28 protein-coding genes and 1 pseudogene are annotated in these 25,146 nt (G+C 64.1%); 11 read left to right on the top strand and 18 right to left on the bottom strand.

The genetic code is table 11. The features are described 5' to 3' along the window. Window positions 1-120 precede the first annotated feature (120 nt). The 8 genes and pseudogenes from NKH21_RS24485 (at window position 121) to NKH21_RS24450 (ending at window position 4,979) form a co-directional block, all read left to right on the top strand. Window positions 121-1,548 (top strand): multicopper oxidase family protein, encoded by a 1,428-nt coding sequence (locus tag NKH21_RS24485; protein WP_352661786.1) that lies wholly within the window; start codon window positions 121-123, stop codon window positions 1,546-1,548. A gap of 28 nt (window positions 1,549-1,576) precedes the next feature. Then, window positions 1,577-2,017 (top strand): DUF411 domain-containing protein, encoded by a 441-nt coding sequence (locus NKH21_RS24480; protein ID WP_352661789.1) that lies wholly within the window; start codon window positions 1,577-1,579, stop codon window positions 2,015-2,017. A gap of 7 nt (window positions 2,018-2,024) precedes the next feature. After that, window positions 2,025-2,552 carry a TlpA family protein disulfide reductase gene (locus tag NKH21_RS24475; RefSeq protein ID WP_352661792.1) on the top strand — a complete coding sequence of 176 codons (528 nt, stop codon included), beginning with the start codon at window positions 2,025-2,027 and terminating at the stop codon, window positions 2,550-2,552. Window positions 2,553-2,565: 13 nt separating this feature from the next. Continuing rightward, window positions 2,566-3,303 (top strand): SCO family protein, encoded by a 738-nt coding sequence (locus NKH21_RS24470; protein ID WP_352868034.1) that lies wholly within the window; start codon window positions 2,566-2,568, stop codon window positions 3,301-3,303. Window positions 3,304-3,315: 12 nt separating this feature from the next. Then, a pseudogene (locus tag NKH21_RS24465) lies at window positions 3,316-3,696 on the top strand (hypothetical protein); the annotation flags it as partial. Between the two features lie 4 nt (window positions 3,697-3,700). Next, entirely contained in the window at window positions 3,701-4,135 is a 435-nt protein-coding gene (locus NKH21_RS24460) for a DsbA family protein (protein ID WP_352868031.1), read from the top strand. Beyond that, window positions 4,132-4,698 (top strand): hypothetical protein, encoded by a 567-nt coding sequence (locus NKH21_RS24455; protein WP_352661801.1) that lies wholly within the window; start codon window positions 4,132-4,134, stop codon window positions 4,696-4,698. Before NKH21_RS24460 ends, NKH21_RS24455 begins: the two co-directional genes overlap by 4 nt. 116 nt (window positions 4,699-4,814) lie before the next feature. After that, the gene (locus NKH21_RS24450; protein WP_023720633.1) at window positions 4,815-4,979 is read left to right on the top strand and encodes a hypothetical protein; all 165 of its coding nucleotides are present in this window, start codon (window positions 4,815-4,817) and stop codon (window positions 4,977-4,979) included. Between the two features lie 121 nt (window positions 4,980-5,100). Here the strand turns inward: NKH21_RS24450 and NKH21_RS24445 are convergent, their stop codons facing one another. Genes NKH21_RS24445 through NKH21_RS24435 form a run of 3 tightly spaced genes read right to left on the bottom strand, consistent with a single transcriptional unit; the run spans window position 5,101 to window position 8,152 of the window. Then, entirely contained in the window at window positions 5,101-6,321 is a 1,221-nt protein-coding gene (locus tag NKH21_RS24445; protein ID WP_352661804.1) for an NAD(P)/FAD-dependent oxidoreductase, read from the bottom strand. Then, window positions 6,318-7,031 (bottom strand): methyltransferase domain-containing protein, encoded by a 714-nt coding sequence (locus tag NKH21_RS24440; RefSeq protein WP_352661807.1) that lies wholly within the window; start codon window positions 7,029-7,031, stop codon window positions 6,318-6,320. The genes NKH21_RS24445 and NKH21_RS24440 overlap by 4 nt, the downstream gene beginning before the upstream one ends. Then, window positions 7,028-8,152: a type III polyketide synthase gene (locus tag NKH21_RS24435; protein WP_352868028.1), complete on the bottom strand. Its 1,125-nt coding sequence runs from the start codon at window positions 8,150-8,152 to the stop codon at window positions 7,028-7,030. Before NKH21_RS24435 ends, NKH21_RS24440 begins: the two co-directional genes overlap by 4 nt. Before the next feature lie 204 nt (window positions 8,153-8,356). On the opposite strand from NKH21_RS24435, the gene cueR reads away from it, so the two are divergent. Then, the gene (cueR, locus tag NKH21_RS24430; RefSeq protein ID WP_254819466.1) at window positions 8,357-8,755 is read left to right on the top strand and encodes a Cu(I)-responsive transcriptional regulator; all 399 of its coding nucleotides are present in this window, start codon (window positions 8,357-8,359) and stop codon (window positions 8,753-8,755) included. Next, complete coding sequence (locus NKH21_RS24425) at window positions 8,752-9,309, top strand: cytochrome c (RefSeq protein ID WP_352661813.1); 558 nt, start codon at window positions 8,752-8,754, stop codon at window positions 9,307-9,309. Before cueR ends, NKH21_RS24425 begins: the two co-directional genes overlap by 4 nt. A 5-nt stretch (window positions 9,310-9,314) precedes the next feature. Here NKH21_RS24425 and atzF read toward each other — a convergent pair whose 3' ends face one another. The 8 genes from atzF to NKH21_RS24385 are packed head-to-tail and all read right to left on the bottom strand — an operon-like array spanning window position 9,315 to window position 17,585. Then, window positions 9,315-11,120: an allophanate hydrolase gene (gene atzF / locus NKH21_RS24420; RefSeq protein WP_352661816.1), complete on the bottom strand. Its 1,806-nt coding sequence runs from the start codon at window positions 11,118-11,120 to the stop codon at window positions 9,315-9,317. Then, entirely contained in the window at window positions 11,117-11,467 is a 351-nt protein-coding gene (locus NKH21_RS24415) for a cupin domain-containing protein (RefSeq protein WP_352661819.1), read from the bottom strand. Before NKH21_RS24415 ends, atzF begins: the two co-directional genes overlap by 4 nt. Continuing rightward, window positions 11,460-12,128 carry a cysteine hydrolase family protein gene (locus tag NKH21_RS24410; RefSeq protein WP_023677214.1) on the bottom strand — a complete coding sequence of 223 codons (669 nt, stop codon included), beginning with the start codon at window positions 12,126-12,128 and terminating at the stop codon, window positions 11,460-11,462. Before NKH21_RS24410 ends, NKH21_RS24415 begins: the two co-directional genes overlap by 8 nt. Further along, on the bottom strand, window positions 12,128-13,660 hold the full coding sequence (locus NKH21_RS24405) for an ABC transporter ATP-binding protein (protein WP_352661822.1): 1,533 nt from the start codon (window positions 13,658-13,660) through the stop codon (window positions 12,128-12,130). The genes NKH21_RS24410 and NKH21_RS24405 overlap by 1 nt, the downstream gene beginning before the upstream one ends. Window positions 13,661-13,670: 10 nt before the next feature. Further along, the gene (gene biuH / locus NKH21_RS24400) at window positions 13,671-14,372 is read right to left on the bottom strand and encodes a biuret amidohydrolase (RefSeq protein ID WP_352661824.1); all 702 of its coding nucleotides are present in this window, start codon (window positions 14,370-14,372) and stop codon (window positions 13,671-13,673) included. A gap of 14 nt (window positions 14,373-14,386) precedes the next feature. Beyond that, window positions 14,387-15,313 carry an ABC transporter permease gene (locus tag NKH21_RS24395; protein ID WP_352661826.1) on the bottom strand — a complete coding sequence of 309 codons (927 nt, stop codon included), beginning with the start codon at window positions 15,311-15,313 and terminating at the stop codon, window positions 14,387-14,389. After that, window positions 15,313-16,437, bottom strand: coding sequence for an ABC transporter permease (locus NKH21_RS24390; RefSeq protein WP_352661829.1), 1,125 nt, complete (start codon window positions 16,435-16,437; stop codon window positions 15,313-15,315). Before NKH21_RS24390 ends, NKH21_RS24395 begins: the two co-directional genes overlap by 1 nt. Window positions 16,438-16,457: 20 nt before the next feature. Continuing rightward, window positions 16,458-17,585, bottom strand: coding sequence for a BMP family ABC transporter substrate-binding protein (locus tag NKH21_RS24385; protein ID WP_352661832.1), 1,128 nt, complete (start codon window positions 17,583-17,585; stop codon window positions 16,458-16,460). A 322-nt stretch (window positions 17,586-17,907) separates the two neighbouring features. On the opposite strand from NKH21_RS24385, the gene NKH21_RS24380 reads away from it, so the two are divergent. After that, the gene (locus NKH21_RS24380) at window positions 17,908-18,567 is read left to right on the top strand and encodes a GntR family transcriptional regulator (protein WP_352662374.1); all 660 of its coding nucleotides are present in this window, start codon (window positions 17,908-17,910) and stop codon (window positions 18,565-18,567) included. Window positions 18,568-18,570: 3 nt separating this feature from the next. Here NKH21_RS24380 and doeB read toward each other — a convergent pair whose 3' ends face one another. The 7 genes from doeB to ehuC are packed head-to-tail and all read right to left on the bottom strand — an operon-like array spanning window position 18,571 to window position 24,892. After that, window positions 18,571-19,572, bottom strand: a complete 1,002-nt coding sequence (gene doeB, locus NKH21_RS24375) for a N(2)-acetyl-L-2,4-diaminobutanoate deacetylase DoeB (RefSeq protein ID WP_352484021.1) — start codon at window positions 19,570-19,572, stop codon at window positions 18,571-18,573. Window positions 19,573-19,577: 5 nt separating this feature from the next. After that, window positions 19,578-20,756 (bottom strand): ectoine hydrolase DoeA, encoded by a 1,179-nt coding sequence (doeA, locus tag NKH21_RS24370; RefSeq protein ID WP_352661835.1) that lies wholly within the window; start codon window positions 20,754-20,756, stop codon window positions 19,578-19,580. Between the two features lie 38 nt (window positions 20,757-20,794). Beyond that, window positions 20,795-21,787 carry a cyclodeaminase gene (locus tag NKH21_RS24365; RefSeq protein ID WP_352661838.1) on the bottom strand — a complete coding sequence of 331 codons (993 nt, stop codon included), beginning with the start codon at window positions 21,785-21,787 and terminating at the stop codon, window positions 20,795-20,797. After that, on the bottom strand, window positions 21,784-22,776 hold the full coding sequence (eutB, locus tag NKH21_RS24360; RefSeq protein ID WP_352868020.1) for a hydroxyectoine utilization dehydratase EutB: 993 nt from the start codon (window positions 22,774-22,776) through the stop codon (window positions 21,784-21,786). The genes NKH21_RS24365 and eutB overlap by 4 nt, the downstream gene beginning before the upstream one ends. A gap of 10 nt (window positions 22,777-22,786) precedes the next feature. Further along, window positions 22,787-23,560, bottom strand: a complete 774-nt coding sequence (gene eutA, locus NKH21_RS24355; RefSeq protein WP_352661844.1) for an ectoine utilization protein EutA — start codon at window positions 23,558-23,560, stop codon at window positions 22,787-22,789. Further along, complete coding sequence (ehuD, locus tag NKH21_RS24350; RefSeq protein WP_352661847.1) at window positions 23,557-24,216, bottom strand: ectoine/hydroxyectoine ABC transporter permease subunit EhuD; 660 nt, start codon at window positions 24,214-24,216, stop codon at window positions 23,557-23,559. Before ehuD ends, eutA begins: the two co-directional genes overlap by 4 nt. A 16-nt stretch (window positions 24,217-24,232) precedes the next feature. Continuing rightward, entirely contained in the window at window positions 24,233-24,892 is a 660-nt protein-coding gene (gene ehuC, locus NKH21_RS24345) for an ectoine/hydroxyectoine ABC transporter permease subunit EhuC (RefSeq protein ID WP_352661850.1), read from the bottom strand. Window positions 24,893-25,146: the final 254 nt, after the last annotated feature.

Below are 25,146 nucleotides of genomic sequence, written 5' to 3'. Positions count from 1 at the left end.
CCGTTTCCGCGGTTGATTGACGGCGTCTGATCGCCCGCTTGCGTGTACCGCGCAGCGGGCGCGGCAGCAATTCAATCGATGTCGCGACGTTCGCCGTCGGTTACCGCAAGGGTCACAAGAGTGAATTCCGTTTCAAGTCCGCCCATAACGCGCCGCAAATTCCTGTTTGCGGCAGCGAGCATTGCCGCCTCCGCAGCGATCCGCCCTGCACTGGCTACCGACGAACACCGGATCAGGGTGGCGCCGGGCCAGGCACGGCTCACCGGCCCCGATGGTCCGCGCACTCCGGTATGGGCCTATGATGGCACGGTCCCGGGCCCGACACTGCGCTTGCGCCAGGGGCGGCCCGCTCGCATCGTCGTCGAGAACGGACTGGGCGAAGACACCACGGTTCACTGGCACGGCATCCGGCTGCCGAACGCGATGGACGGAGTACCCGGCCTGACGCAGAAGCCGATCAGGCCAGATGAAAACTTTACTTATGAATTCACCCCGCCCGATGCCGGCACCTTCTGGTATCACCCGCACGCCAACAGCCTGGTTCAGCTCGGTCGTGGCCTTGCCGGCGCGCTGATCGTCGAGGAGGCCGAGCCGATCGCCGTCGACCGCGACATTCTGTGGCTGCTGCAAGACTGGCGGCTTGCGGCCGATGGACAGATCGCCGCCGGCTTCGGCAGCGCGATGGATGCCGCCATGTCCGGCCGCGTCGGCGGTCTCGTGACCCTCAACGGCGCGCGCCCGGCGGACCAGAAGGTGCGGACCGGCGAGCGCCTCCGGCTGCGGCTGGCCAATGCATCGCTCGCCCGCATCATGGCCCTGAGCTTCGAAGGCCACCGGCCGGTTGTCATCGCCATCGACGGCCAGCCCTGCGATCCGCACGAGCCTGAAAGCGGCCGCCTGGTGCTGGCGCCTGCGATGCGCGTCGATGTCCAGCTCGACCTGCAGGGCGACCCCGGCAGCCGGCACGCGGTGATCGACGATTACTACGATGGCCTCGCCTACACCCTGACCACGCTCGCCTACGACGCCGGAGCGCCGCTGCGCGACCATCCTCTCGATGCGCCGCTTCGCTTGCCGGCCAATCCGCTGCCGGCCCCCGACCTGGCCAGGGCCGAACGGCATGAAATCGTCCTGCAGGGCGGCATGATGGGCGGCGGCAAGCTGGCCGGCGTCGGCGGCATGATGGGCATGGCGATGCCCGGCATGAACAGCGCCGCCTGGGCAATCAACGGCATGTCGATGACCGGCGATGGCCACGCCGGCATGGCGCCGCAGTTCACACTGTCGCGCGGCGCCACCTGCCGTCTCACCATGCGCAACGAAACCGCCTGGTGGCACCCCATGCACGTCCATGGCTTCAGCCTGTCGGTGCTTTCGCGCAATGGTTCGCCAGTGCCGCACCGGCAATGGCAGGACACGGTGCTGCTCGCCCCCAAGGACACGATCGAATGCGCCTTCGTTGCCGACAATCCCGGTGACTGGATGCTGCACTGCCATGTCGCCGATCACCAGATGGCCGGCTTGATGACAGTGTTCCGCGTGACCTGAAAGCTTTATCCAACCAAGGAGAACTGCAATGAAACTGACCTACCGCCTAACCGCACTGTCCCTGCTGATCGCAACGCCGCTGCCGGCCTTCGCCGCCACCATCAACGCTGTCATGTACAAGAACCCGCAATGCAGCTGCTGCGAATCCTACGCCAACTATCTCGAGCACAACGGCTTCAAGATCGACATCAAGCCGGTCGACAATCTCTCTCAGATCAGCAGCGATGCCGGCGTGCCGGCTGACCTCGAAGGCTGCCACACGCTGATGGTCGACGGCTATGTCGTCGATGGCCTGGTGCCGGTCGAGATCGTCAAGAAGCTTTTGACCGAACGCCCGGCGATCACCGGCATAACGCTGGCCGGCATGCCGACGGGCGCTCCGGGCATGGGTGGTGAGAAGCAAGGCCCCTTCGTCGTCTACGCCTTCACCAAGGACGGCAAGGCACCCACCGTCTACGCGACCGAGTGAGGCTGTTGTGAGCAAACTGGCCATGGTCCTGATTGGCATGCTGCTGGCATTTTTGCTGCCGGCATCAGCCGCCGAGCCACCGCAGAACTTTGTCGTTCACGAGGCGCCCGTCGCGGTGCCGGAAATCAGCTTCGAGGACGGCAACGGCAAGCCGAAAACGCTTGCGGATTTCCACGGCAAGGTCGTGCTGCTCAACATCTGGGCGACATGGTGCGCGCCCTGCCGCAAGGAGATGCCGACGCTCGATCGTCTGCAGGCCAAACTCGGCGGTCCGGATTTCGAGGTCGTCGCGCTGTCCATGGACCGTGCCGGTCCTGAGATTGTGAAGAAGTTCTTTGCCGAGATCGGCATCAAGCTCCTCGCCCTCAACATCGATGTCTCGGGCAAGGCAATGTTTGCCATCGGCACCGTCGGCCTTCCGGCAACCCTGCTGATCAATCGCGATGGCAAGGAGATTGGCCGGCTGATTGGGCCGGCCGAATGGGACGCGCCCGACATGGTCGACTTCATCCGCAGCCGCATCGCCTCCGAGTGAGAAAGGAACAGATATGTCCGGGTTGAAGGCTCGCTGCGTCGCATCGGCTTTGAACGAGTGGAGGTGTTTGCTGCTGGGCGTTATTGCCATTGCGCCGCTGGCCGTGGGCTTTTCGTATCAGGCCCAAGCCCACTCGCTCGACGAAATCGACGCCATGCTTGAGGGCGACGAGAAATATTTCCAGACGATCGACAAGCCGGCGCCTGAATTCACGCTGCGCACCGCCGATGGGCGTGTCGTGCGAACGGCAGACCTGCGCGGCAAGGTGGTCGTCCTCCACTTCATCTACACATCGTGCCCGGATGTGTGCCCCCTGCATGCCGAGAAGATCGCCGAAGTCCAGAAAATGGTGAACGGCACGCCGATGAAAGGTCAGGTCAGCTTTGTGACCATCACCACCGACCCGACTAGGGACACGCCGGATGTGCTCGGCAAATACGGGCAGGCGCACGGGCTCGATCCCATCAATTGGCTGTTCCTGACCACGACCCCAGATCAGCCGGAGGATGCGACCCGGAAGCTGGCGGAAGCCTTCGGCCACAAGTTCACGCTAACGGATGATGGTTATCAGATGCACGGCACCGTCACCCATGTGATCGACAAGGAGGGCCGCTGGCGGGCGAATTTCCATGGCCTGAATTTCGCCGCGGTCAATCTTGTCACCTTCGTCAATGCACTCACCAACAATGTCGAGCGCCCGCACCATGAGCCGGAAACGGGATGGTGGGCGAAGATCAAGGGCATGTTCTGAGGCACCATTCACATGCCGGCGGTCCGGCGAAACAGAGGGAAGGAGAACCCTGTGATCCACAAGTCCAACCCATTGCGCGGAGCCATCGGCAAAATGGCCCGTGCCTTCGTCCTGGCCGGCGCGACGGTCTGGCTGGCGCTCGGTCTTCACGGTCAGGCGATCGCCGCGGGCGAGATGTCCCAGGACCAGTTCGACCAGCGCATCCACGACTATATCCTCGCGCATCCCGAAGTCGTCATGGAGGCGCTGCAGAGCCTCGATGCCCGCCAGCGCGAGGCCGCGGCAAAAGAGGCGAAAGCCGCCCTGGCGGCCAGGGCCGACGAGATTTTCCGGGACCCGGCGAGCCCGGTCGGCGGCAACGCCGAAGGCGACGTCACAATGGTCGAGTTCTTTGACTATGACTGCCCCTATTGCCGGCAAGTTGCGCCGATCATGGCGCAAGCCATGGCCGACGATCCGCAGCTCAGGATTCGTCTACAAGGAATTCCCGATCCTCAGCACGGATTCCGTATTTGCTTCCAAGGCGGCTCTCGCCGCAGTGCGCCAGGGCAAGTACATGGCATTCCACAAGGCCTTGTATGCGGTGAAGACGCGGGTGACCGAAGCGGTCGTGCTGAAGGTCGCTGCCGACGTCGGGCTCGACGTGGCTAAAATGAAGGCCGACATGCAGCGGCCCGATATCCAGGCGTCGATCGACCGGAATACGCAACTCGCCCAGGCGCTGAAGATCAGCGGAACGCCAAGCTTCGTCATTGGCGAGCAGATTTTCCCCGGCGCGACCGACCTCGCAACAATGAAGAAACTGATCGAGCAAGCGAGGAACAGCAAATGAGCCGGATATGCTACCTAACCCGACGGACGGTTGTTCTGGGCAGCGCCTTTGGCATCGCTGCGGTCGTTGGCTTGCTCAAGAGGCCGGATTTGGCGATCGCCGCGGAGGATTCCGATCTGGTGCGCCGTTTCAAATATCTCAGCCAGAACGGCAACAGCACGTGTTCGGCCAAGTTCACTGAGTCGATCGCGACCATGCCGGCGATGTCGCGGATCACGGGCTCGTGCTGCAGCCCTATGGAGACGAAGCGCTATGCCGAGCAGGTGAGCGGCCTGGCCGAGTACCGCGAGATCGCAATGATCCCCAGCGATCCGTACGACATTCCGGCCGGCATCGCACAGAAGATGCTGCCCTACTACGATGTGAAACTCTCCGGCGACGAGCAGCAGGCCTATGACTATGCAATGGCCAATTCCAACGAGAAAGGCCCATGCTGCTGCGCATGCTGGCGCTGGAAAGTGTATGGCGGATTGGCGAAGTTCCTGATCCACGAGCATGGTTTCACCGGCAAGCAGGTCGTCGACGTCTGGGATCTCTCGGACGGCTGCGGCGGAGGTATGTGAGACGGCAAGGACAGGACACTTCCGGTTGGCAGGACACGGCGGCAGGGTGGCCGATCGGGGTTTCCTCGTCGTCTTGACCGAATTCCCCGGCGAGCTAATTGCCTTCGCAGTCGCCGATGCTTACCGACGAAGGCGGGCCTTCACTGACCGTAAAGGTGATTGCAATGATGAATGGTCCAATGGGTACATGGATGATGGGCGGCATGGCGCTCGTCTGGGTCCTGGTGTTCGTCGCGCTCTTGCTCGCGATTGCAGCGCTGGTCAAATACCTGCGAACCTGAAGTCGTAGATACCTTCAGGTATACGACTATGTGATGGCAAATTCCGGGGAGAAGGGGCAACCGCTGCCGTCTGTGGCGGTGGCATGTAAGGCAACCAGCGCAGCACGACGCCCCACCCTCGTCAGGCAAAGCCTGGAACCGGCTTGGTCTTGCCGCTCAGTTGCGCGCCCAATGTCAGTGCCTGCGGGAAATTCCGGACGATCGCCGCCATCAAGGTGGCGCTACCGGGGCGAAGGGCAATTCCGGCAAGAGCCGCGGCGGCGTAGACCCGCGTCGAAAACAGTTTTTTCCAGGCCGCCTCATAGCGTCTGGCGGCGGCCTCGCGCCCTGCCCGGCCACTTGGCGCGGATGCGAGTTCGCAAGCCAGCAACCAGCCGGACTGAAGCGCCATCGAGATGCCCTCGGCGATGACTGGGTGAGACTCTCCGGCCGCATTGCCGACGCGGAAGATGTCCCCTTCGTAGCAGGAGCGAATTCCCGGCCGGATCGGACCTGCGGCAAGCCACGGACCGTCGAGAAGCGCCGGTTCCAGGGCGTCTCTCACGCCCCGGCATGAGTCCACGAGATGGCGGAAGACCGCATCGGCGGCCGGCACATGGCTCCGGCGTTTGGGGCCATGTTGCTTGCGCAACCGCGCGAGCATATCGCGGCGAATGCAGCACGACACCGACAGCCGGCCGTGATCCGCCGAGACCATGCCGCCATAGCCGCCGGGAAAAGCCAGCAGAGGCATCAAATCCGGCGCCAGCGACGACCCGGTGAAATGCGCCTTGAAGCCGAGCAGGTCAGAGGGGCGATTTGCCTTTCCGAGCTGGCTGGACAGCGGCCCTGGTTCCCACGAGCCGTGTGCGGCGACAATCACCGGCGCACGCAACATGGTCGTTTCCTCCCCGGCCTGAATTCGCACCCGTTGCATCTGGCCATCCCGCTCGATGGCGACAGCGCGGCAGGGCTGAAAGATTTCGACACCCGCCGAGCGTGCCGCCTGCAAAAGCAGGGAATCGAGAATGTCCCGGCCGAGCGCCCGGCCGAAGCTATCTTTCGCACGAAGCCCAGCTCCTGCACGTGGCATTGCCGCCTCGACGTAGGTCTCGCCGGAAAACAGGCCGACGCGACGGATTTCGGGGCCGGCATTGGCATACCAGGCATCGCCGATCTCCAGCCGGTCCAGAAGCGCAAGATTGCTTGCCGAGATATATTCGCCGCAGACCTTGCGGCGCGGAAATGCGGTCTTTTCCACAATGGCCACGGCCCATCCGCGCCGGGCCAGCGAGAGCGCGACGGATGTGCCCGCCGGGCCGGCGCCGATGACGATGGCGTCATGGGTCGACAATCCGGTCATGGCTCGACACTGGCGCTGGCGCCGACGAAGATGTGGGAAAACAGACCGGCGCGTCGTTCCTCGACTGGCTTGCCGTTGGCCGCAAGCCAGAGGCCGGAAAGCTCGCTGCCGCGAAAGCCGGCACGCACGCTTTGCGCCGCGTCGTTTTGTGTGACGTCATTGGCGCCGATTGCCGGCAGAAGACGGGTCGCGGCCAGCGCCAGTTTGGCCCGCAGCGGCTCGGTCGCGATGAGCAACGGGGCTTTCGGCCTGATCAGCGAAAACAGGCGCACGAGCTGGGCATCGTCGAGATGGTGCAGAAACAGATTGACGGTGACGGCGTCGAACCGTGCGCCCTCGAACTTTCCTGTCCAGTCGAAGACATCGGCGGTGATCCCTTCAGCCTTCCATCCCAGCCTGTCAAAATCATCGCGCAATTGCGCGGTGACGAGGTCGACGCGGTCGAGCATTGCCAGTTCGACCCCAGGCCAATGCCTGGCCATGCGCCGAGCCACCGCAAGCATGAAGGAGCCATCGCCGGCGCCGATCTCCAGGATGCGGCGTGGCGGCTTTGGCACAAACCTCTTGAGCAACGACGTCATGATCGGCACCTGAAACATCAGCATGTTGATGCGCCGAAGGTCGCGGCGCGCGGTCAGCGCTCGCGGATCGTCGGCCGCAAGTCCGTCGAGGATTTCCGGCGCAAGCTGCCGATGCTCCAGGCCGCTCATGACACCGTTCGAAAGAGCATGGTTTCGGCAGTCAGCCCGGGCCCGAACGACATGCCGCAGCCGAGCAGGCCGGGTGGCGCCTTCAACATCTCTTTCATCACGAACATGACGGTCGCGGACGACATGTTCCCGTATTGGCGCAACACCGCGCGCGATGGTTCCAGCGCAGTGGGCTCCAGTTCCAGCGCCCTTTCGACAGCGTCGAGCACCGAACGTCCACCCGGGTGCACGGCCCAAAGGTCGATGTCTTCCGCCGATCGACCGCCGAGGATGGCGGCCTGGCTGTTCCGCAACGCTTCATGAATCGCTGCCGGCACCTGGCCGGAAAGAACCATTTCGAAGCCGTGGTCGCGAATGTTCCAGCGCATCAGATCCCGCCGTTCCCTCGCCACCAGACAGTGAAAGCTATCGAGCTCGATGCCGGCCGGCTCGGCAGTAATGAGCGCAGCCGCGCAGCCGTCGCCCCAAAGGCAGAACGACAGCAGTTTTTCCAGCTCGGTGGTTTCGCGCAGATGCATCGTGCAGAGTTCGATATTGACCAGCAGGACCTTGGCCTGCGGGTCGGAGCGGACGATGTGGCGGGCCAATTTGAGGCCGTTGATCGCGGCATAGCAACCCATGAACCCGATCATTGTGCGTTCGACGCTGTCCGGCAGCCCGCAGCGCGCAACCAGCTCGAGATCGATGCCCGGCGCCGAAAAGCCGGTGCAGGTGGTGACGATAAGATGGGTGATGCGGGAAGCGTCGTCGCCAAGCTGCAATCCGTCGATGCCCTTTTGCGCCAGAACAGGTGCGGCATCGTCGAACATCGCCATCCTCATGGCCGTTCCGGGAAACGCGCCGCGGATGAAGGTCCCGGCCAGGTCGGCGGACGGTCCTTCGGGGTTGGACGCCGGCGCAAAGCAGGAATAGCGGTGCTCGATGCCGGCAAGATCGGCCATGCGTTCGAAGAGCCTCCGGCGATCGGCCGCGAGCATGGAGGCCGCGAAACGCAGGTAGAATTGATGAACCTCGTGCTCCGGCACCGCTGTCGCGATCCGGTTGATATAGGCGTTGACGGGCATGTTCTGTCTCCTCGACGTCTGCACGGTGTAGCGTGCCGCCGGAGGGTCCTTGCTCATCGGCACCCGGAGTGGGCTCCGAGTTTGAGCGCTGTTCGATAAACGTTTCCGAAAACTGATTTCTTCCCGAAGGTCCAGTATGTGCTGTTGGCAGCAAACGGTTGGAGCCGGCGGGCGGTTGCGTCGGGCGTCCAAAATCGCCACATCATGTTGACCTTCCATCTACTGGAAGGTCTATTTCCTCCGACAAAGGAGATTTCCGCCATGAACATCGGCGTCGCATCCGAAAAATCCGGCCTGCCGGCCAAGACGATCCGTTACTACGAGGATATCGGGCTCTTGCACCCGGCCCGGACCGACAATGGCTATCGCGATTACTCGACGGCCGATATTCACCGGCTGCGCTTCCTGCAGCGCTCGCGCAGCCTGGGGTTTTCGGTCGACGAATGCCGCCAGCTGCTGTCGCTGTACCAAGATAGGGAACGTGACAGCGCCGACGTGAAGGCGATCGCGAAAGCCAAGCTGGTGGAGATCGACAGGAAGATCGCCGAACTGGTCGGATTGCGCGGCTTGCTCCACCATCTGGTCAGTCACTGCCACGGCGACGAGCGGCCGGATTGCCCGATCATCGACGAGCTGGCGGGACAAGGTGTGGCCCAGTGAGGCTCGCAGCCGCTGGAACGGTGCTGTCGCTTGCCTGCGTCTCTGTCGTGCTCGCTGCCGCCCATTCGAGCCGTGATGCGGTCATCGCGGCTCGCCAGGCCTCGATGAAGGAAATGGCCGCGGCGGCAAAGGCGATCGCCGGGATGTTCGACGGCAAGCGGGCGTACGACGCCGCGGCTTTCAAGGCGGCGGCCGAGACCATCCGCGCCCGCACCGGCCCTGCCCTGATTGCCGAATTCCCCAGCGCGACATTGGGTGCGCCTTCAGGCGCCAAGCCGGATATCGACCCCGCCCGCGCGGAGTTCGAAGCGCTGGCCCGTCACATAGGGACGCTGGCGAGCGCCCTGGCCTCCGACGCCGCGCGGGCGCCGCCGCGCATCACTGACGACATGAGAATGGGTTCCGGCCTGGCAATGGGCGGCGGCAGCCTGCTTGGCAAGCGACCGTCACTCGCGGAAGCCGATCCCACTAAATTGCCGGCGGAGCACCTCCTGCATCTCATCTTGCAGGATTGCTCGAGCTGCCATTCGAAATTCCGGCAAAAGGTCGAGTGATAGCGTCAGCTCCGCAGTTGCTGAGCCGAAATAAAATTGCGCCAGCCGCCGAAATGCGAAATCTCTTGCGCATCAGTAAGGCCGGCACTTTCGACGAGGAAGCCTTTCGGCGAAGTTCCATCATCGAGCAGAAGCGTGCCGATGCCGAGCGGCGGCGGGATCGCGCCGACGAAGCGGCCGAAGGCTTGCGGCGACAGCCGCCAGACTTCGACCTCGATCGCTGTGCCCTTGCCGTTGCAGCTGCGCTCGAGCCCCGGTCGCGGCACCGACTGGCCGGTGAGCGCGTAAAGCCGGTAGAGCGGCGCCGTTCTCGCAGCCCGGGCGAAAATCGCACCGAGCTGCTGCAACTGGCCGTTCAGCGCCATCCCCGACAGATGCGCGCCGACCACGGCCAGCTCGATCGTGCCTTCATCCACGTCCACGCAAACATCGCCACGCGGCGGCTGCGGCCAGCCGGTGGCGCCCAGCGACAGGCGGCTTGCCGCATGGATGTCGTGGGCAAGCGACGCCGTCAAATGGTCCTTGCCGGCCGCGGCAAGCAAGGTGACGCTCATCGGCAGACCGTCACTGCGTGTTCCGCTCGGTACCGAAATGCCGCACATGTCGAGCAGATTGACGAAGTTGGTATAGGTTCCGAGCCGGCTGTTGGTGACGATGGGGTCAGCCAACACCGCTTCGACTGTGTAATGCGTCGGCGCGGTCGGCACACAGAATAGGTCGACCGAGGTGATAACCGGCGCAAGCTTGGCCTTGTAGGCCTGCAAGGCATAGAGCCCGTTGAAGGCGTCCGCGGCTGAAAGTTTTCGCGCGCCGCCGATGATCGTTCGCGTCACCGGATGCATGGCCGCCTCGTTGGCGTCCATGAAGTCCTTGATCGCGGCGTAACGCTCGGCCACCCAGGCGCCTTCGTAGAGCAGGTTGGCCGTGGCGTAGAAATCACCGAACGGGATTTCGACCAGCCTGCAGCCCAGCGTCTCCAGCGAGGCAAGGGCGGCCTCGAAGCCCGCCTGCATCGCCTCGTCGCCGAAGAAGGTCCAGTCGGCTCTGGCCGGCACGCCAACCGTCAGCACGGGTGGGCGCGCAAGGCCCTGGACGCCGAGGTCACGCGAATAGGGATCGGCGTCGTCCTTTGCCGCCGCCGCCTCGAACACGTGGTAGGCGTCGTCGACGGTGAGCGCGAAGACCGAGACGCAGTCGAGCGTGCGGCAGGCCGGCACGACGCCGGTGGCCGACAGCGCGCCGACGCTCGGCTTCAGCCCGACGATGTTGTTGAGGCCGGCGGGGATGCGCCCCGAACCGGCGGTGTCGGTGCCGAGCGCGAACGAGACGATGCCACGCGCCGTCGCGACGGCCGAGCCGCATGAAGAGCCGCCCGGCACAAGTTTCGGGTCGATCGCATTCCTCGGGATCGGATAAGGCGTGCGCACACCGACCAGGCCGGTGGCGAACTGGTCGAGATTGGTCTTGCCGACGACCAGTGCGCCGGCGGCCTTGAGCCGCGCGACGACTGTGGCGTCTTTCGCCGGCAGGTAGGCATATTCGGCGCAGCCGGCCGTGGTCGGCATGCCGGCAACATCGATGTTGTCCTTGACCGCGAACGGTACGCCCCACAGCGGCTTTGCCACGGGGTCGAACGGGCCGAGCTTTTCTGCTTCGGCCAGCATCTCCGCCCTGCTCGCCAGATGGATGAAGATGCCGGGGTCATCGGCCGCTGCGAGCCGCGCATCGACCGCATCGATCACCTCGCCGATGCCGACGCCGGCCTGATAGGCGGCGTGCAGGCTCGCTATGTCGAAGCGGATGTCGCTCATTTGGCCTCGCCCAGAATGACTACCGGCAGGTTCCACTGGATGAGTACGACGCAGCCGTCTTTTGTCCACACCGAATGCTCGGTTCCGACCGGATTCAGGATCACGCTGCCCGCGGCATGATCGCCGTTCTCGTCGCTCTGGGTGCCTTCCAGCACGATGATCGTTTCCAGCCCGGCATGGCGATGGCGCGGCACGCTGGCGCCCGGCCGGTAGTTCAGGATCGCGACCGACGGTTCCGTCGGTCCGCCCTTGAGCAGCCAGTGCGCCGTAATGCCATCGCGGAAATGCCCGAACGCCAGATCGCGCCAGCCACCATTAAGGAGGCCGGCAAAGGCAAGGTTAGGCATTGGCAATCCCCTCGAGCACCTGGTCGGTTGTCGCCGTCCAGCCGACGATGGCACCCTGCGCCCTGATCATGGCCAGGGCGGCCGCCTTGAACTCGGCAAAATAACTCTCGGTGGCATCCTCCGCCAGCAGGCATTCATAGCCGCGGTCGTTGGCCTCGCGCATCGTCGTCTGCACGCAAACCTCCGTCGTCACTCCGGCAAAGACCAGTTGCTGTGCGCCGAGCCGCTTCAGGTCGTCGCCGAAGCTAGTGGCATAGAACGCGCCCTTGCCCGGCTTTTCGATGACGATTTCGCCGGGCAAAGGGGCAAGTTCATCGAGGATCGCCGTTCCCGGCTCGCCGACGATCAGCACGCGACCCATCGGCCCGACATCGCCGATCCGGATCGACGGATTGCCGCGGTTTCGCTTGGCCGGCGGCAGATCCGAAAGATCTGCTTTGTGGCACTCCATCGTGTGGATCACCGGCAGGCCAGCGGTGCGGAACCCCTCGATCAATCTCTTCACCGTCGGCACAATCGCCACCACCCGGCTGACGTCGTTGCCGAGGCTGGCGCCGAAGCCGCCGGGTTCAGCGAAATCTCGCTGCATGTCGATGACGACCAGCGCCATCGCCTCAGGCTTGAAGGCGAACGGAAACGGCAGCGCCTCGATCTCGGCCATCAGTGATGTCCCGCCATGTGCTCGCCGATCGTCTGTACGCTCGCCTGCGCGATCGGCGTCTCATAGACCAGCGCGCCGTCCGACATGACGAAGATGCGGTCCGAAAGCTCAAGCAGCTCGTCAAGGTCTTCCGACATAAGGAGCACCGCGGCGCCGGCGTTGCGCGCCTTCATGATGCGGGCGCGTATTTCGGCGACGGCGGAGAAGTCGAGGCCGAAGCAGGGATTCGACACGATGAGCAAATCGACCTCGCCGGTCAGCTCCCGCGCCAGCACCGCGCGCTGCACATTGCCGCCCGACAGCGACGAAATCGGCGAAGCGAGCGAGGCCGTCTTGACCTTGAACTGTTCGACCAGACGGGCCGCGTATTCCCTGATCGCACTCATCCTGATCCAGCTGACCGGCTTGCCGGCCTCGTTGAGGTCGAAGGTGCGGAAGGCCATGTTTTCCGCCACCGTCATCTTCGGTGCGCAGGCATTGCGCAACGGCTCCTCCGGAATGAAGCGGACATTGAGCGTGCGCGCCTCGCTGCGGCTGGCGCCATAGGGCGAGCCTTTCACCAGAACGTCGCCGCCATTGCGCGCCCGCTGTCCGGCAAGGACTTCGAGAAACTCCTTCTGGCCGTTGCCGGAGATGCCGGCGACGCCGACGATCTCACCGGACTTCACATCGAGCTCGCCGATGTCGATGGTTTTCAAGCCGGTGCGGTCGGGCGCCTTCAGCGACTTTACCGTCAGCACCTGCCTGGCGCCGGCCGGCACCGGAGCGCGGCTGTCGAGTGCTGCAATCGGCTGGTCACCGATCATCATCGCCGCCATCTGCTTGTGCGAAAGCTCCGAGACTTTGCCGGTTCCGGTCAGCCTGCCCTTCCGCAGCACAGTGATGTCGTCAGCAAAGGCCGTCACCTCGTGGAATTTATGCGAGATCATCAGCACGGTAAGGTCGCCGGTCCTGGTCATGTCGCGCACCAGGCCAAGCACTTCCTGCGCCTCGCCGGGAGTGAGCACCGAAGTCGGCTCGTCGAGCACCAGGAAACTGCGGCCGAGGTAGAGCTGCTTGATGATTTCGAGCTTCTGCTTCTCGCCCGCGGCAAGCTCGGCAACCTTGACGTCGAGCGGCAGCTTGAACGGCATGCGCTGCATGAATTGCGCAAGTGCGGCGCGCTCCTTGCGCCAGTCGATGACGCCGGGCACCTTCTCGCGCGAAATGACCAGGTTTTCCGCACCGGTCAGCGACGGGACGAGCGTGAAATGCTGGTAGACCATGCCGAGCGCGAGCGCCGACGCATCCTTGGGGCTGGCGATCGCGACCTCGCGGCCTTCGACCAGCATGTCGCCCGAGGTCGGGTGGTAAAAACCCATCATGCATTTGACCAGCGTCGACTTGCCGGCGCCGTTTTCGCCGAGCAGCGCGTGGAACGATCCCGCCGGCACCTTGATCGACACATCGTCCAGCGCGGTGAAGGCGCCGAAGCGCATGGTCATGCCGATGGTCTCGACGCCGACGGCTTTCTTGCCGATGCTTCCGCTCAAGGTCGTGTCCTCACGGCAGTTGCGCGACGAAGGATGCCGAGTTCGATACCGCGCCGAACACCCCGCCCTGCATCTTGATCATCTTGATTGCAGCGAGATGGTTGCCGTAGTCGGTCGCGCCGCAGCAATCCTCCAGCATGACGCATTCGAAGCCGCGATCATTGGCCTCGCGCATCGTCGTGTGGACGCAGACATCGGTGGTGATCCCGGTCAGCACGATGTTTTCGATGCCGCGCTGGTGCAGGATCAGCTCCAGGTCGGTGGCGCAGAACGAGCCCTTGCCCGGCTTGTCGATGATCGGTTCGCCCGCCGCCGGATAGAGGTCGGGGATGATGTCCCAGCCGGCTTCGCCGCGCACCAGGATGCGACCGCAAGGTCCGGGGTCGCCGATGCCGGCATTAATGCGGCGCGAGCGCCAGCGCTTGTTGGCCGGCAGGTCGGCGAGATCGGGCCGGTGGCCCTCGCGCGTGTGGATGATGGTGTAGCCCTTGGTCCGCATGGCTGAGAGCACCGACTTGATCGGCTCGATCGGCGCCCGCACCAGCGAAAGATCGTAGCCCATATGATCGACATAGCCGCCCGGCCCGCAGAAATCAGTCTGCATGTCGATGATGATCAGCGCCGTATTGTCGGGCCGCAGCTCGCCATTGTAGGGCCATGGATAGGGATCGGCATCGATGTAGCGCTGGGTGATCTCGGCTCTGGCGTTCATCGGGAAAACTCCAGTCATTTGGTGATCGACAACTCGCCCGGCGCGCCGGCAAGCGTGCGGCTCGGCGACGAGGTGGCGATCATGATGATGAGCGTGAGGATGTAAGGTGCGGCGTAGAAGAGATAATAGCCCTGCGTCACACCGACCGATTGCAACGCCGGGCCTAGCGCGCCCGCGCCGCCGAACAATAGTGCCGCGGCAAAGCAGCCGAGCGGATTCCAGCGCGCGAAGATGACCAGCGCCACCGCCATCAGGCCCTGCCCCGACGAGATGCGTTCGGTCCAGCTGCCGGGGTAATAGAGCGACAGATAGGCGCCGCCGATGCCGGCGAGCGCGCCGCCGACGCCTGTCGCAAGCAGGCGCACGGTGTTGGGATTGAGGCCCATGGCGCGCGCCGCATCGGAGCTGTCGCCGACGACGCGCACGATCAGGCCGGCACGGGTGTTGCGGAAGGCCCACCGCAGGAACACGGCAAGTGCCGCACCAATCAGGAACAGCACGTTGACGTTGAGCGCCGCTTGCACCTGCGGAATGTTCGACCAGCCACCGAAGGCGATGGCCGGCAGGTCTGGCGCCGAGGGCTGGATGAACGGCTTGCCGAAGAAGAAGGCGAGACCCGAGCCGAACAGCATCAGCGCGATACCGATGGCGATGTCGTTCACCCCGCGGAATTTGCAGATCCAGCCGTGGAACAGACCGAAGCAAAGACCGGCACCTGCGGCGGCCAGCAGGCCGAGCCATGGCGAGCCGGTCATCACCGCTACGGCATAAGCGGTCATGGCGCCGAAGACCAGCGTGCCTTCGAGGCCAAGATTGATGCGGCCGGAGCGCTCTGTGATCGCTTCGCCCAGCGAGACGAAGATGAAGGGCGTCGAGACGCGGATGGCGCCGCCGAGAATGGCGAGCGGCACGCCCCACAGGCCGATCTCGGTCGCGTCCATCAGGAGCCCCTCTTCCACAGATCTGGATTGAAGACCTTGAAGCGCCCGTAAAAGGTTTCGCTGAACAGGATGACGACGAAGAGCATGCCTTGCAGCACCAGCACGGTGGCGTCGGGTAGGTCCATGCGGCGCTGGATCAGCCCGCCGGATGCGCCGATGCCGCCGAGCAGGAAAGCGACCGGAATGATGGCGAGCGGATTGTGGCGGGCGAGGAAGGCGACGAGGATGCCGGTATAGCCATAGCCGGCGGCAAGCGAGGCGTTGGCGCTGCCTTGCACGGCGCCGACCTCCAGCATGCCGGCCAGCCCGGCGAAGCCGCCGGCCAACCCGGTGAAGCCGACGATCAGCGGCCCGACGGCAAGCCCTTGCACCTGGGCCGCCCTGACATTGCCGCCGGCGATGCGGGCGGCAAAGCCCCAGCGCGTCTTTTCGATCAGCAGCCAGGACAGGACGCAGGCGAGAATGCCGACGACCAGGCCCCAGTGCACGTCCATGCCTGGAATGTTGCCGATGCGGTAGGCATCCACCAGCGGCTCGGTCGAGGGTTTGTTGAGCGAGGCCGGATCGCGCAGCGGCCCTTCGACAAGATGGTTCATCAACGCGATGGCGATATAGGCCATCAGCAGGCTGGAGATGGTTTCGTTGACGGCGCGGTAGTGGCGGAGTGCGCCGACGGCACCGATCCAGATGCCGCCGGCGACCACGCCCGCCACGCCCATCAGCAGGATGACCAGAAAAGCCGGCGCGCCATTCGCCGCGACGCCGATGGCGGCGGCGGCAACGCCGCCCAGCACGATCGCGCCTTCGCCGCCGATGACGGCCAGGCCGAGCCGTGCCGGCAGTGCCACGCAGAGCGCTGCCAGTAAAAGCGGTGCTGCTCGCGACAGCGAGTTCTGGATCGAGAACCACGAGCCGAAGCCGCCGCGCCACATCGTCTCGTAGAGTTGCACCGGCGATTTGCCGACCAGCGCGATGAACACGCTGAACAGCGCCATGCCGACGATCAGCGCCGCGAGCGGTATGACGAAGGCTTCCGCCCGCCGCGCCGCCCATTCGAGCGCCGCCGGATAACTCCTGGCGCCAAACAGCGCCGGTGCGCCCGCAGTGCTGACCGTGTCTGCCATTGCCCCGTCTCCGATCCGGTTCAGGCGGTCGAACCGACGACGCCCTCGACCAGGTAGTCCATGCTTTCGAGTTCAAGCGCGGTCTCGACGAAGGCCTGGCCCTCGGTCGCGACGACGACGCCCTTGTTACTCTTCAGCGGACCCTTGATGACCGAAAATCCGCCTTTCATCATTTCGGCCAGCGTGCCGTCGAACTGCTTGCGGGCGGCGTCGCCAACAGCGGGGCCGAGCGGGCTCATCTTGACGAAGCCGTCGGCCAGGCCGCCGCGCGTGAAATTGGGCAGCGGCGTGCCGCCCACCAGATCGTCGACGAACATCTTGTAGACCTTGGCCCAGTTCCATTCCGCGCCGGTCAGGTATTTTTCCGGTGCCAGCGGGCTCTGGTTGGCATGATAGCCGCAGACGAAGGCGCCACGCCCGGCCGCCGTCTCGACCACCACCTTGGGGCTGTCGACATGACAGGTGATGACGTCGGCACCCTGGTCGACCAGCGCGTTGGTGGCCTCGGCCTCCTTGACCGCCAGCGACCACTCGCCGGTGAAGATCACCTGGCAGGTGATTGTCGGGTCGACCGAGCGCGCGCCGAGCAGGAAGGAATTGATGTTGAGCAGCACCTGCGGGATCGGCTTTGCCGCGACGAAGCCAAGCTTCTTGGTCTTGCTGGTGTGGCCGGCGACGACGCCGTTCAGATACTGGCCCATGCCGATATAACCGAAATAGGAACCGGCATTCATCGGATGCTTGTCCTTGTTCCACATGCCACCGCAATGGCGGAACTGCACGTCGGGGAATTTCGCGCACATGGCGAGCATGTGCGGATCGAAATAGCCGAACGAGGTCGGGAAGATCAGCGACGCACCGTCGAGATTGATCATCGATTCCATCGTCTTCTGGACGTCGACCGTCTCCGGCACGTTCTCCTCCTCGACGACGGAAATGCCTTCGATCCCCTTCAGCGTGGCGGCGCCTTCGGCATGCGCCTGGTTGTAGCCGTAATCGTCCTTTGGCCCGACATAGATAAAGCCAACGGTGGCCGTCGCGGCGAAGGCCCTGCTGATCGGAAACGATGCGGACGCAAGGCCGAGCGCCGCTCCGGCGGCGGAGGTCTTGAGCAGGTCGCGGCGGCTAAGCATGAATCTCTCGGACATTGAATGCTCCCTCTGTGGGGCCTTTGGGGCCGGTTAACACCTCAATGAAAGAAGTGTATGCAATCAGCGTGCCAGTTTCAGAATCAGGATTTATTCAGCAATATCAATGAGTGTGCCGATGTGGGCTGCACAAAGCCGGAGCAATTGCATACACTTTTTGCCTTCAAAATCGTCAATTTGACATGAAGGCTAAAACATAGGCATACAGAGCTGCGGAGGAATCGAGGCCGGTGAGTGGCTCTCGGCTCTAGCGAGAGGACTGGACGGAGGAGACGTGTCGGGAAAGCGCAATTTGATCAGGTCGGGCACGACCGTCGATCAGATGGTGAGGGCGATCAGCGACCGGATCGTCACCGGTTTCCTGCGCCCAGGCGAAAAGCTCGACGAGGCCTCGCTCGCCGCCCGCTTCGATGTCTCACGTACGCCGATCAGGGAAGCGCTCAGCCGGCTCAGCGCCATGGGACTGGTCGAAAGACGGCCGAACCGTGGCGCCACCGTCGCCGTGGTGACGCAGGAGCACCTCGCCTCGATGTTCGAGAGCATGGCCGAGCTTGAAGCGATCTGCGCGCGCTTCTCGGCCGAGCGCATGACGGCCGGCGAGCGCCGCACGCTGGAGGCCGAGCATCAGGCATCGGCGCGCTTGGTGCAGCTCGGGGTCGAAGAAGAGTATGAGCTTTTCAACACCGAGTTCCACACCCGGCTCTATCGCGGCGCCCACAGCAAGCACATTTATGAGTTGACCGTCATGACCCGCGGCCGCCTCGCGCCGTTCCGGCGCGCGCAATTCATGCTGCCCGGGCGGCTGGCCCAGTCCTGGCAAGAACATGACGCCATCGTCACCGCAATCATGCGCGGCGACAGTGCGGCGGCCGCAACAGCCGCCAAGGATCATGTCTCGATCGTCAGTGAGGCGAGCGCCGTCTTTGCCATCGGCGATCCCCCCAAAGGCAAGGCCGAGCCGTTCCCGACATCGGCTTCCTGACCGTCAATCGACCAACACGGCGACAACGGCAGCGCAGTCGCCGGCCTTGACCAAGCCCGGAAAATGCCGCGCCGCCAACAGACCGGACATTTTGGCCCTGATCTCCTGAGGAGCGCCGCCGGTGCGGCCTATGGAATGGATGCGTGCCAGCACCTGGTTTTCTGCCACCGGCTCGCCGAGATCGATCATCGTTTCGATCATCCCGTCGTCCTCGGCGAACGAGAAGCAATCGCCCGACGGCATGTCGAGCCAGCGGGTCGGCTGCATCTCGACCGCGCCGGCGACGATGCCGGCATGGCGCAGCACGTTGAGCACGCCGCGACGCGCGATCCGCACCGTTTCCGCGCGCGAAGTCCCGCCACCGCCAAGCTCGGTGGTGATGAACAGCTTGCCCATCTCCTCGGCGGCAGTGTCGAACATGCCGACCGCGTCGATCTCCAGCATCTTCATCGACCATGGTGCGGAGAACGCTTCGACCGCAGCAAACCCTTTCTCCTCCAACACCTTGTCGGGCCGGATGTGGGCGGCGCAGAACGGCACGAAGTCGAGCGTCTTGCCGCCGGAATGGAAATCGAGCGCGATGTCTGTACGGGGCAGAAGTTCGCGCTGGAAATAATCGGCGATCTTCTCGGTCACCGTGCCGTCGGGCCGGCCGGGAAAGCTGCGGTTCAGATTGCCCTTGTCGATGGGAGAGGTGCGCGTGCCGGCGCGGAACGCCGGATAGTTCATCGCCGGCACGATGATGACCGTGCCGCTGACTTGCTTCGGGTCGAGCGTACGGGCGAGATCGTAGAGCGCCAGCGGCCCCTCATACTCGTCGCCGTGATTGCCACCGGTGAGCAACGCGCTCGGCCCGTTGCCGTTGCGGATGACGCAGATCGGGATCATCACCGATCCCCAGGCGGAATCGTCGCGGCTGTAAGGCAGGCGCAAGAAACCGTGCTGCACGCCGTCGCGCTCGAAATCGACGCTCGGCGTGATCGGTGATGGACGAAGGCTGGACATCGGGCTCAATTCTTCACCACCAGCTTGCGCGGCACATTGGCCAGGCACTCGACGCCCGTCTCGGTGATCAGGATGGATTCGGTGATTTCCAAGCCCATCGTCTCCAGCCACAGGCCGGTCATGAAATGGAAGGTCATACCGGGCTTGAGCTCGGTGCGGTCGCCGGGACGCAGGCTCATGGTGCGTTCGCCCCAGTCCGGCGGATAGCTAAGCCCGATCGGGTAGCCGGTGCGGTTGTCCTTGACGATGCCGTACCTCTTCAGCACCGCGAAGAAGGCGTTGGCGATGTCCTCGCATGTGTTGCCGGGCTTGGCGGCGGCAAGTCCCGCCTCCATGCCTTCCAGCGTCGCCTTTTCGGCATCGAGGAATTCCTGCGTCGGTTTGCCGAGGAAGACGGTGCGCGACAGCGGGCAGTGATAGCGGTTGTAGCAGCCGGCAATCTCGAAGAAGGTGCCCTCGCCCGATTTCATCGGCCGGTCGTCCCAGGTCAGATGCGGCGCCGACGCGTCGGCCCCCGACGGCAGCAGCGGCACGATCGCCGGATAGTCGCCGCCGATGCCGTCGACGCCGCGCGTGCCGGCATCGTAGATCTCGGCGACCAGGTCGCATTTGCGCATGCCGACCTCGATCTTGTCGACGATGCGCTGGTGCATCGCTTCGACGATCCGCGCGGCTTTGCGCATGTAATCGATTTCGGTCGGGCTCTTCACCGCGCGCTGCCAGTTGACCAGTGCAGTGGCATCGACGAAGCGGGCATTGGGCAAGTGCTTCTGCAGCGATGCGAACGCAGCGGCCGAGAACCAGTAATTGTCCATCTCGACACCGATGCTGAGCTTCCCCCAGCCGCGATCGGAGAGCACGCTGGACAGAAAATCCATCGGATGGCGCTCGGTCGACTGCACGTAGTTGTCGGCATAGCCGACGATGTTGTCGTGCGCGAGATAGGCGGTGCGCTTTGCGCCGTTGGCGTCCTGGCCGCGGCCGTACCACACCGGCTCGCCCGACGGCGGCACGATGACGGCCTGGTGCACATAGAATGACCAGCCGTCATAGCCGGTCAGCCAGGCCATGTTGGACGGATCGCTGACGATCAACAGATCGACGCCCTTGGCCTCCATCGACTTCCGCGTCTTGGCGAGGCGCTCCGCATATTCGCCGCGCGAGAATTTCAAATTGGGCTGCATTGTTCTTGGTCCTCGTTTGTTGGGCCTTGCGGCCAGCATCAGCTTTCGAAAATCGTACCGGTCTTGGCCGCACGCGCACGGTCGCGGGCGAGCGTGGCGATCGCCGTGTCCTGCACGCCGGTGCCGGTCAGGTCGGCAATGGTGATGTCGCTGTCCGAGCGCCGGCCATGCCTTTCGCCGGCGATGATGTGGCCAAGCTCGGTGATCTCGGCGTCGGCCGCCATCACGCCCGCCGCGATGGCATGGTGCAGTTCGCCCAAGCGCCGCGTCTGCTTGGCGCTATCGGCGACGTAGAGATCGGCCATGCGCAGGATCGCCGGCGCGATCTCGTTCTTGTGCTCGGCGTCCGAGCCCATCGCGGTGATGTGCTGGCCGGCGGAGACGAAACCGGCCTTGATCAGCGGCTCGGTCGACGGTGTCGTGGTGACGATGATGTCGGCATCGGCGGCTGCCTTTGCCGCGTCGGGCTCGGCGTGAACGGCGATGCCCAGTCTTTCGGACAATGCGTCCGCCGCGGCTTCGGCCTTGGCGGCATCCCTTGCCCAGATGCGAGCCTCGGTGATCGGCCGCACCAGCATCAGCGCCTCGAGCTGCAGTCCGGCCTGAACACCGGCGCCGAAGATCGCGGCAATGGAAGAGTCCGCCCGCGACAGATGTTTGGCGGCGACCACGCCGGCGGCGGCCGTGCGGATGTCGGTGAGATAGCCATTGTCGAGCAGCAGCGCCTCGACCAGCCCGGTTTTCGCCGACAGCAACACCATCATGCCATTGACGCTGGGCAGGCCGAGCTTGGGATTATCGAAAAAGCCGGGGCTGATCTTGATCGCAAAACCATCGATGCCCGGCACATAGGCGGTCTTGACGTCGACCTCGCCGCGATGCTCTGGAATGTCCAGCCGCAGGATCGGCGGCATCGCCACCGGCAAGGTAGCGAGCGCCCGGAACGCGTTCTCGACGCAGGCGACGGCATCGAGATCGAGCTTCACGATCTTGCGCAATTCGGCTTCGGTGAGAATCGTCATACGGCTCATGCTGCGCTCTCCGCAATTGCTTCGCCGCAGATGATCTTGCGGTGCAGTGTCATATCGATGTTGCGGCCGGACAGAACGAGCACCGTCGGGCCATTCGCCTTGGCCTTGCCGGCAAGCACGGCCGCGATGCCGACCGCGCCGGCGCCTTCGACGATCTCGCGCTCCTGCTCATAGGCGTGGCGGATGCCGGTGGCGATCTCGTCCTCGCCGAGCAGGATCACATCGTCGAGCAGGTCGTGGCACATGGAAAAGGTCAGCCGGTTGTCGAGGCCGATGCCGCCGCCGAGCGAATCGGCCAGCGTTGGCAGTTCCTCAACCAGCACCGGATGCCCGGCATCGAGGCTTGCCTTCATCGCCGCACCGCGCGCCATTGAAACGCCCACCACCTTCGTCGCCGGGCTGACGCCCTTCACGGCAGCAGCGACGCCCGCCGCCAGCCCACCGCCGGAAAGCGGCACCAGCACCAAGGCGGCGTCCGGAACCTGTTCGATTATCTCCAGCCCGAGTGTGCCTTGCCCGGCGACAATGGCGGGATGGTCGAAAGGCGGCAGCATGATCAGCCCCTCTTCCGCGACCAGCCGTTCGACCTCCCGCTGCGCATCGTCCTGGCTGTTACCGACGATGCGGATCTCGGCGCCGAGCCGGCCGATTTCGTCGAGCTTGTTCTCAGGCACCAGCCGCGACATGCAGATCGTTGCGCGAATACCTTGCAGTTGAGCGGCATAGGCAAGCGCCCGGCCGTGGTTGCCGGTAGAGGCAGCGACGACGCCACGCGCCCTCTCCTCTCCTGTCAGCGAGGCGATAGCGTTCGAGGCACCACGCAGCTTGAAGGCGCCGGTGGTCTGCCGATGTTCGAGCTTGAGATAAACAGCAGTGCCCAAGTGCTGGGAAAGACTCCGGGAAGTGACGGTCGGCGTACGCTCGACCTTGCCTGCGATGCGCTCGCGCGCGGCGCGGATATCGGAGAGGCTTATCCTGGACGTGGTCATGGCTCTGCAATCAGTTCAACGGCAGCGTCATCAGACGGCCGAATTCAGGGCGCGACATCTCATCTCCGCAGAGCCGCAGGCAATTCCAGGCCGTCGCCTGGTTGCTGGTGACCACCGGGCGACCGATAGCCTCTTCCATGCCGACAACTGCCGCCGCCGACCGCAGCGCCGTGCAGGACACGAACAGCGCGTCGGCCTGCGGGGCCGTCATCTCGCGGGCCAGATCGACCAAGGATTTCGGTGCAATCCGCGCCATCTCGCGGTCGTCCTCGAAGCCGAGGCAAGTGAAGCTGACGATTTCGAATCCATACTCGGTGAAATAGTCCGCCATCGGCCGGCTGGTCTCGACCGTATAGGGAGTGAGGATGCTGATCGTCCTGGCGCCCAGCGCCTTCAGGCCGCGCACCCCAGCCATCGGCGGCGTTACCACCGGCACGCCGGGCTTGGCGGCCCGCACCGCCGCCTCGATTTCGGCATCGCCGATCACGACGGAAGCCGAGGTGCAGGAATAGCAGATCGCATCGAGCGGCTCGTCGGGCAGGATCAGGCCCGCGGCCGCCGTCAGTGACGGCTGCATCTTGCGCAAATTCTCCGGCGTCGTCGGATTGGCGTACGGAATACGCGCGACATAGACGCCGACACGGTCGCTTGCCACCATACGCTGAAAATCCGGCTCGCTCGTGTGGTCGGTTGCGAGGATGATCAAGCCGACCCGCTGTTCCAGCGGACGCGCGTCGAGCGCCGGCCGGGCCGAATGCAGGCGGATTTCGGGTGCAGCGCTCATCGTTCGATCCGCCCATAACGGTGTTCCAGCCAGCGCAGCAGCACCACCGAGAACAGGCTGATGGCGAGGAAGAAGGCGCCGACCAAGGTGATCGGTTCGATATACCGGTAATAGGTATTGGCGACGCTCTTGGCCTGGTTCATCAGTTCCAGCACGGTGATCGCCGACAGCAGCGGCGTCTCTTTGAACATGGCGATGAAATAGTTGGCAAGCGCCGGGATCATCGGCGGAATTGCCTGCGGAATGATGATGTGCGTCCAAGTCTGCGTGGCGTTCAGATTGCAGGCCTTGGCCGCTTCCCACTGGCCGCGCGGCACATTGTCGATGCCGGCGCGGTAGACCTCGGCCGTGTAAGTGCCGTAATGCAGCCCGAGACCGATGACGCCCGCCACCAGCGGCGGCAACAGGACGCCGAAATCCGGCAGCACGTAGAAGATGAAATAGAGCTGCACCAACAGCGGCGTGCCACGGATGAACTCTGCAAGAAAGCCGATCGTGCGCGACAACGCCCTGTTCGGTGACCGGCGCGCCAACGCGATGCCCAGCCCAACGATGGCCGCCAGCACCGAGCCGAGCAGCGTCGCCAGGATGGTGATCTTCACCCCCTCGATCAGCGTCGGCAGGATCTGCCGGACAAAATCCCAATCCCATTCCATTATCAGGCCCGATCCATCATACGCGCACCCCGTCGAGGCCGCGCGCCATGCGGCGTTCCAGCGACCGCACGCCCCATGAGATGAGCAGCGCCAGCACGAAATAGATGACGAGGATGGTGCTGAACGGCACCAGTGTATTGCCGGTCTGCGAGCGCACCACCTGCGCCTGGAAGGTCAGGTCGGCGAGCGAGATCAGCGAAACGACGGCGGTGGCCTTGAGCAGCTCGATGGCGTTGTTGCCGAAGGTAGGCAGCATCACCAGAAGCGCCTGCGGTAGGATGATATGGCGCATGGCTTGCCAGCGGCCGAGATTGAGCGCGGTGCAGGCCTCATATTGTTCGCGGCCGATAGACTTGATGGCGCCACGCACCACTTCCGCTGCATAGGCCCCGACATTGAGGCCCAGCGCCAGCACCCCGGCCTGCAGCGGCGTCAGCGAAATGCCGGCAAAAGGCAGCACGAAATAAGCCCAGAACAGCTGCACGAAGATCGAGGTGCCGCGGAAGAACTCGATATAGGCCGTGGCCAGCGCCCGTAGCACGAAAAATCGCGACAGCCGCCCCAGCCCGGCAAGAAAGGCCATGACCAAGGCAAGCGCCGACCCCATCAACGTCAATTCGATGGTGACAAGGGCTCCTTGCAAAATCAGGCCGAAATAGCCAGACCATTGGGTCATGAAATTCGAAAGTTCCTAACGCTTGCGGTTGTGCGAGGCAGGTGGCCTTGGATCCTTCTCCCCGTTGACGGGGAGAAGATGCCGGCAGGCAGATGAGGGGCAGCGCGAACTCACGAAAGTATGGCGCTGCCCTTCATCCGTCACTTCGTGACACCTTCTCCCCGTGAACGGCAGGGGAATCGCATGTGGCGATTTTGGGGTTGAGTTTAGGCTGAGAAAGGATTCTTTGGAGAGGCAGTTGAGCGAAGGAGCGA

The sequence above is a fragment of the Mesorhizobium sp. M1329 genome (assembly GCF_040318035.1).
In the GTDB taxonomy this organism is placed as follows: domain Bacteria; phylum Pseudomonadota; class Alphaproteobacteria; order Rhizobiales; family Rhizobiaceae; genus Mesorhizobium.
Note: the sequence above shows the minus strand (reverse complement) of the source record. Positions and strands in the feature narration are given on the sequence as shown.

Excerpts from the sequence above, each read along its gene's own strand:
- NKH21_RS24480 (WP_352661789.1), top strand. The coding sequence starts at position 1,577 with ATGAAACTGACCTACCGCCTAACCGCACTGTCCCTGCTGATCGCAACG.
- NKH21_RS24470 (WP_352868034.1), top strand. The coding sequence starts at position 2,566 with ATGTCCGGGTTGAAGGCTCGCTGCGTCGCATCGGCTTTGAACGAGTGG.
- NKH21_RS24460 (WP_352868031.1), top strand. The coding sequence starts at position 3,701 with ATGACTGCCCCTATTGCCGGCAAGTTGCGCCGATCATGGCGCAAGCCA.
- NKH21_RS24455 (WP_352661801.1), top strand. The coding sequence starts at position 4,132 with ATGAGCCGGATATGCTACCTAACCCGACGGACGGTTGTTCTGGGCAGC.
- NKH21_RS24450 (WP_023720633.1), top strand. The coding sequence starts at position 4,815 with ATGCTTACCGACGAAGGCGGGCCTTCACTGACCGTAAAGGTGATTGCA.
- NKH21_RS24445 (WP_352661804.1), bottom strand. The coding sequence starts at position 6,321 with ATGACCGGATTGTCGACCCATGACGCCATCGTCATCGGCGCCGGCCCG.
- NKH21_RS24440 (WP_352661807.1), bottom strand. The coding sequence starts at position 7,031 with ATGAGCGGCCTGGAGCATCGGCAGCTTGCGCCGGAAATCCTCGACGGA.
- NKH21_RS24435 (WP_352868028.1), bottom strand. The coding sequence starts at position 8,152 with ATGAGCAAGGACCCTCCGGCGGCACGCTACACCGTGCAGACGTCGAGG.
- cueR (WP_254819466.1), top strand. The coding sequence starts at position 8,357 with ATGAACATCGGCGTCGCATCCGAAAAATCCGGCCTGCCGGCCAAGACG.
- atzF (WP_352661816.1), bottom strand. The coding sequence starts at position 11,120 with ATGAGCGACATCCGCTTCGACATAGCGAGCCTGCACGCCGCCTATCAG.
- NKH21_RS24415 (WP_352661819.1), bottom strand. The coding sequence starts at position 11,467 with ATGCCTAACCTTGCCTTTGCCGGCCTCCTTAATGGTGGCTGGCGCGAT.
- NKH21_RS24410 (WP_023677214.1), bottom strand. The coding sequence starts at position 12,128 with ATGGCCGAGATCGAGGCGCTGCCGTTTCCGTTCGCCTTCAAGCCTGAG.
- biuH (WP_352661824.1), bottom strand. The coding sequence starts at position 14,372 with ATGAACGCCAGAGCCGAGATCACCCAGCGCTACATCGATGCCGATCCC.
- NKH21_RS24395 (WP_352661826.1), bottom strand. The coding sequence starts at position 15,313 with ATGGACGCGACCGAGATCGGCCTGTGGGGCGTGCCGCTCGCCATTCTC.
- NKH21_RS24390 (WP_352661829.1), bottom strand. The coding sequence starts at position 16,437 with ATGGCAGACACGGTCAGCACTGCGGGCGCACCGGCGCTGTTTGGCGCC.
- NKH21_RS24385 (WP_352661832.1), bottom strand. The coding sequence starts at position 17,585 with ATGTCCGAGAGATTCATGCTTAGCCGCCGCGACCTGCTCAAGACCTCC.
- NKH21_RS24380 (WP_352662374.1), top strand. The coding sequence starts at position 17,908 with ATGGTGAGGGCGATCAGCGACCGGATCGTCACCGGTTTCCTGCGCCCA.
- doeB (WP_352484021.1), bottom strand. The coding sequence starts at position 19,572 with ATGTCCAGCCTTCGTCCATCACCGATCACGCCGAGCGTCGATTTCGAG.
- doeA (WP_352661835.1), bottom strand. The coding sequence starts at position 20,756 with ATGCAGCCCAATTTGAAATTCTCGCGCGGCGAATATGCGGAGCGCCTC.
- NKH21_RS24365 (WP_352661838.1), bottom strand. The coding sequence starts at position 21,787 with ATGAGCCGTATGACGATTCTCACCGAAGCCGAATTGCGCAAGATCGTG.
- eutB (WP_352868020.1), bottom strand. The coding sequence starts at position 22,776 with ATGACCACGTCCAGGATAAGCCTCTCCGATATCCGCGCCGCGCGCGAG.
- eutA (WP_352661844.1), bottom strand. The coding sequence starts at position 23,560 with ATGAGCGCTGCACCCGAAATCCGCCTGCATTCGGCCCGGCCGGCGCTC.
- ehuD (WP_352661847.1), bottom strand. The coding sequence starts at position 24,216 with ATGGAATGGGATTGGGATTTTGTCCGGCAGATCCTGCCGACGCTGATC.
- ehuC (WP_352661850.1), bottom strand. The coding sequence starts at position 24,892 with ATGACCCAATGGTCTGGCTATTTCGGCCTGATTTTGCAAGGAGCCCTT.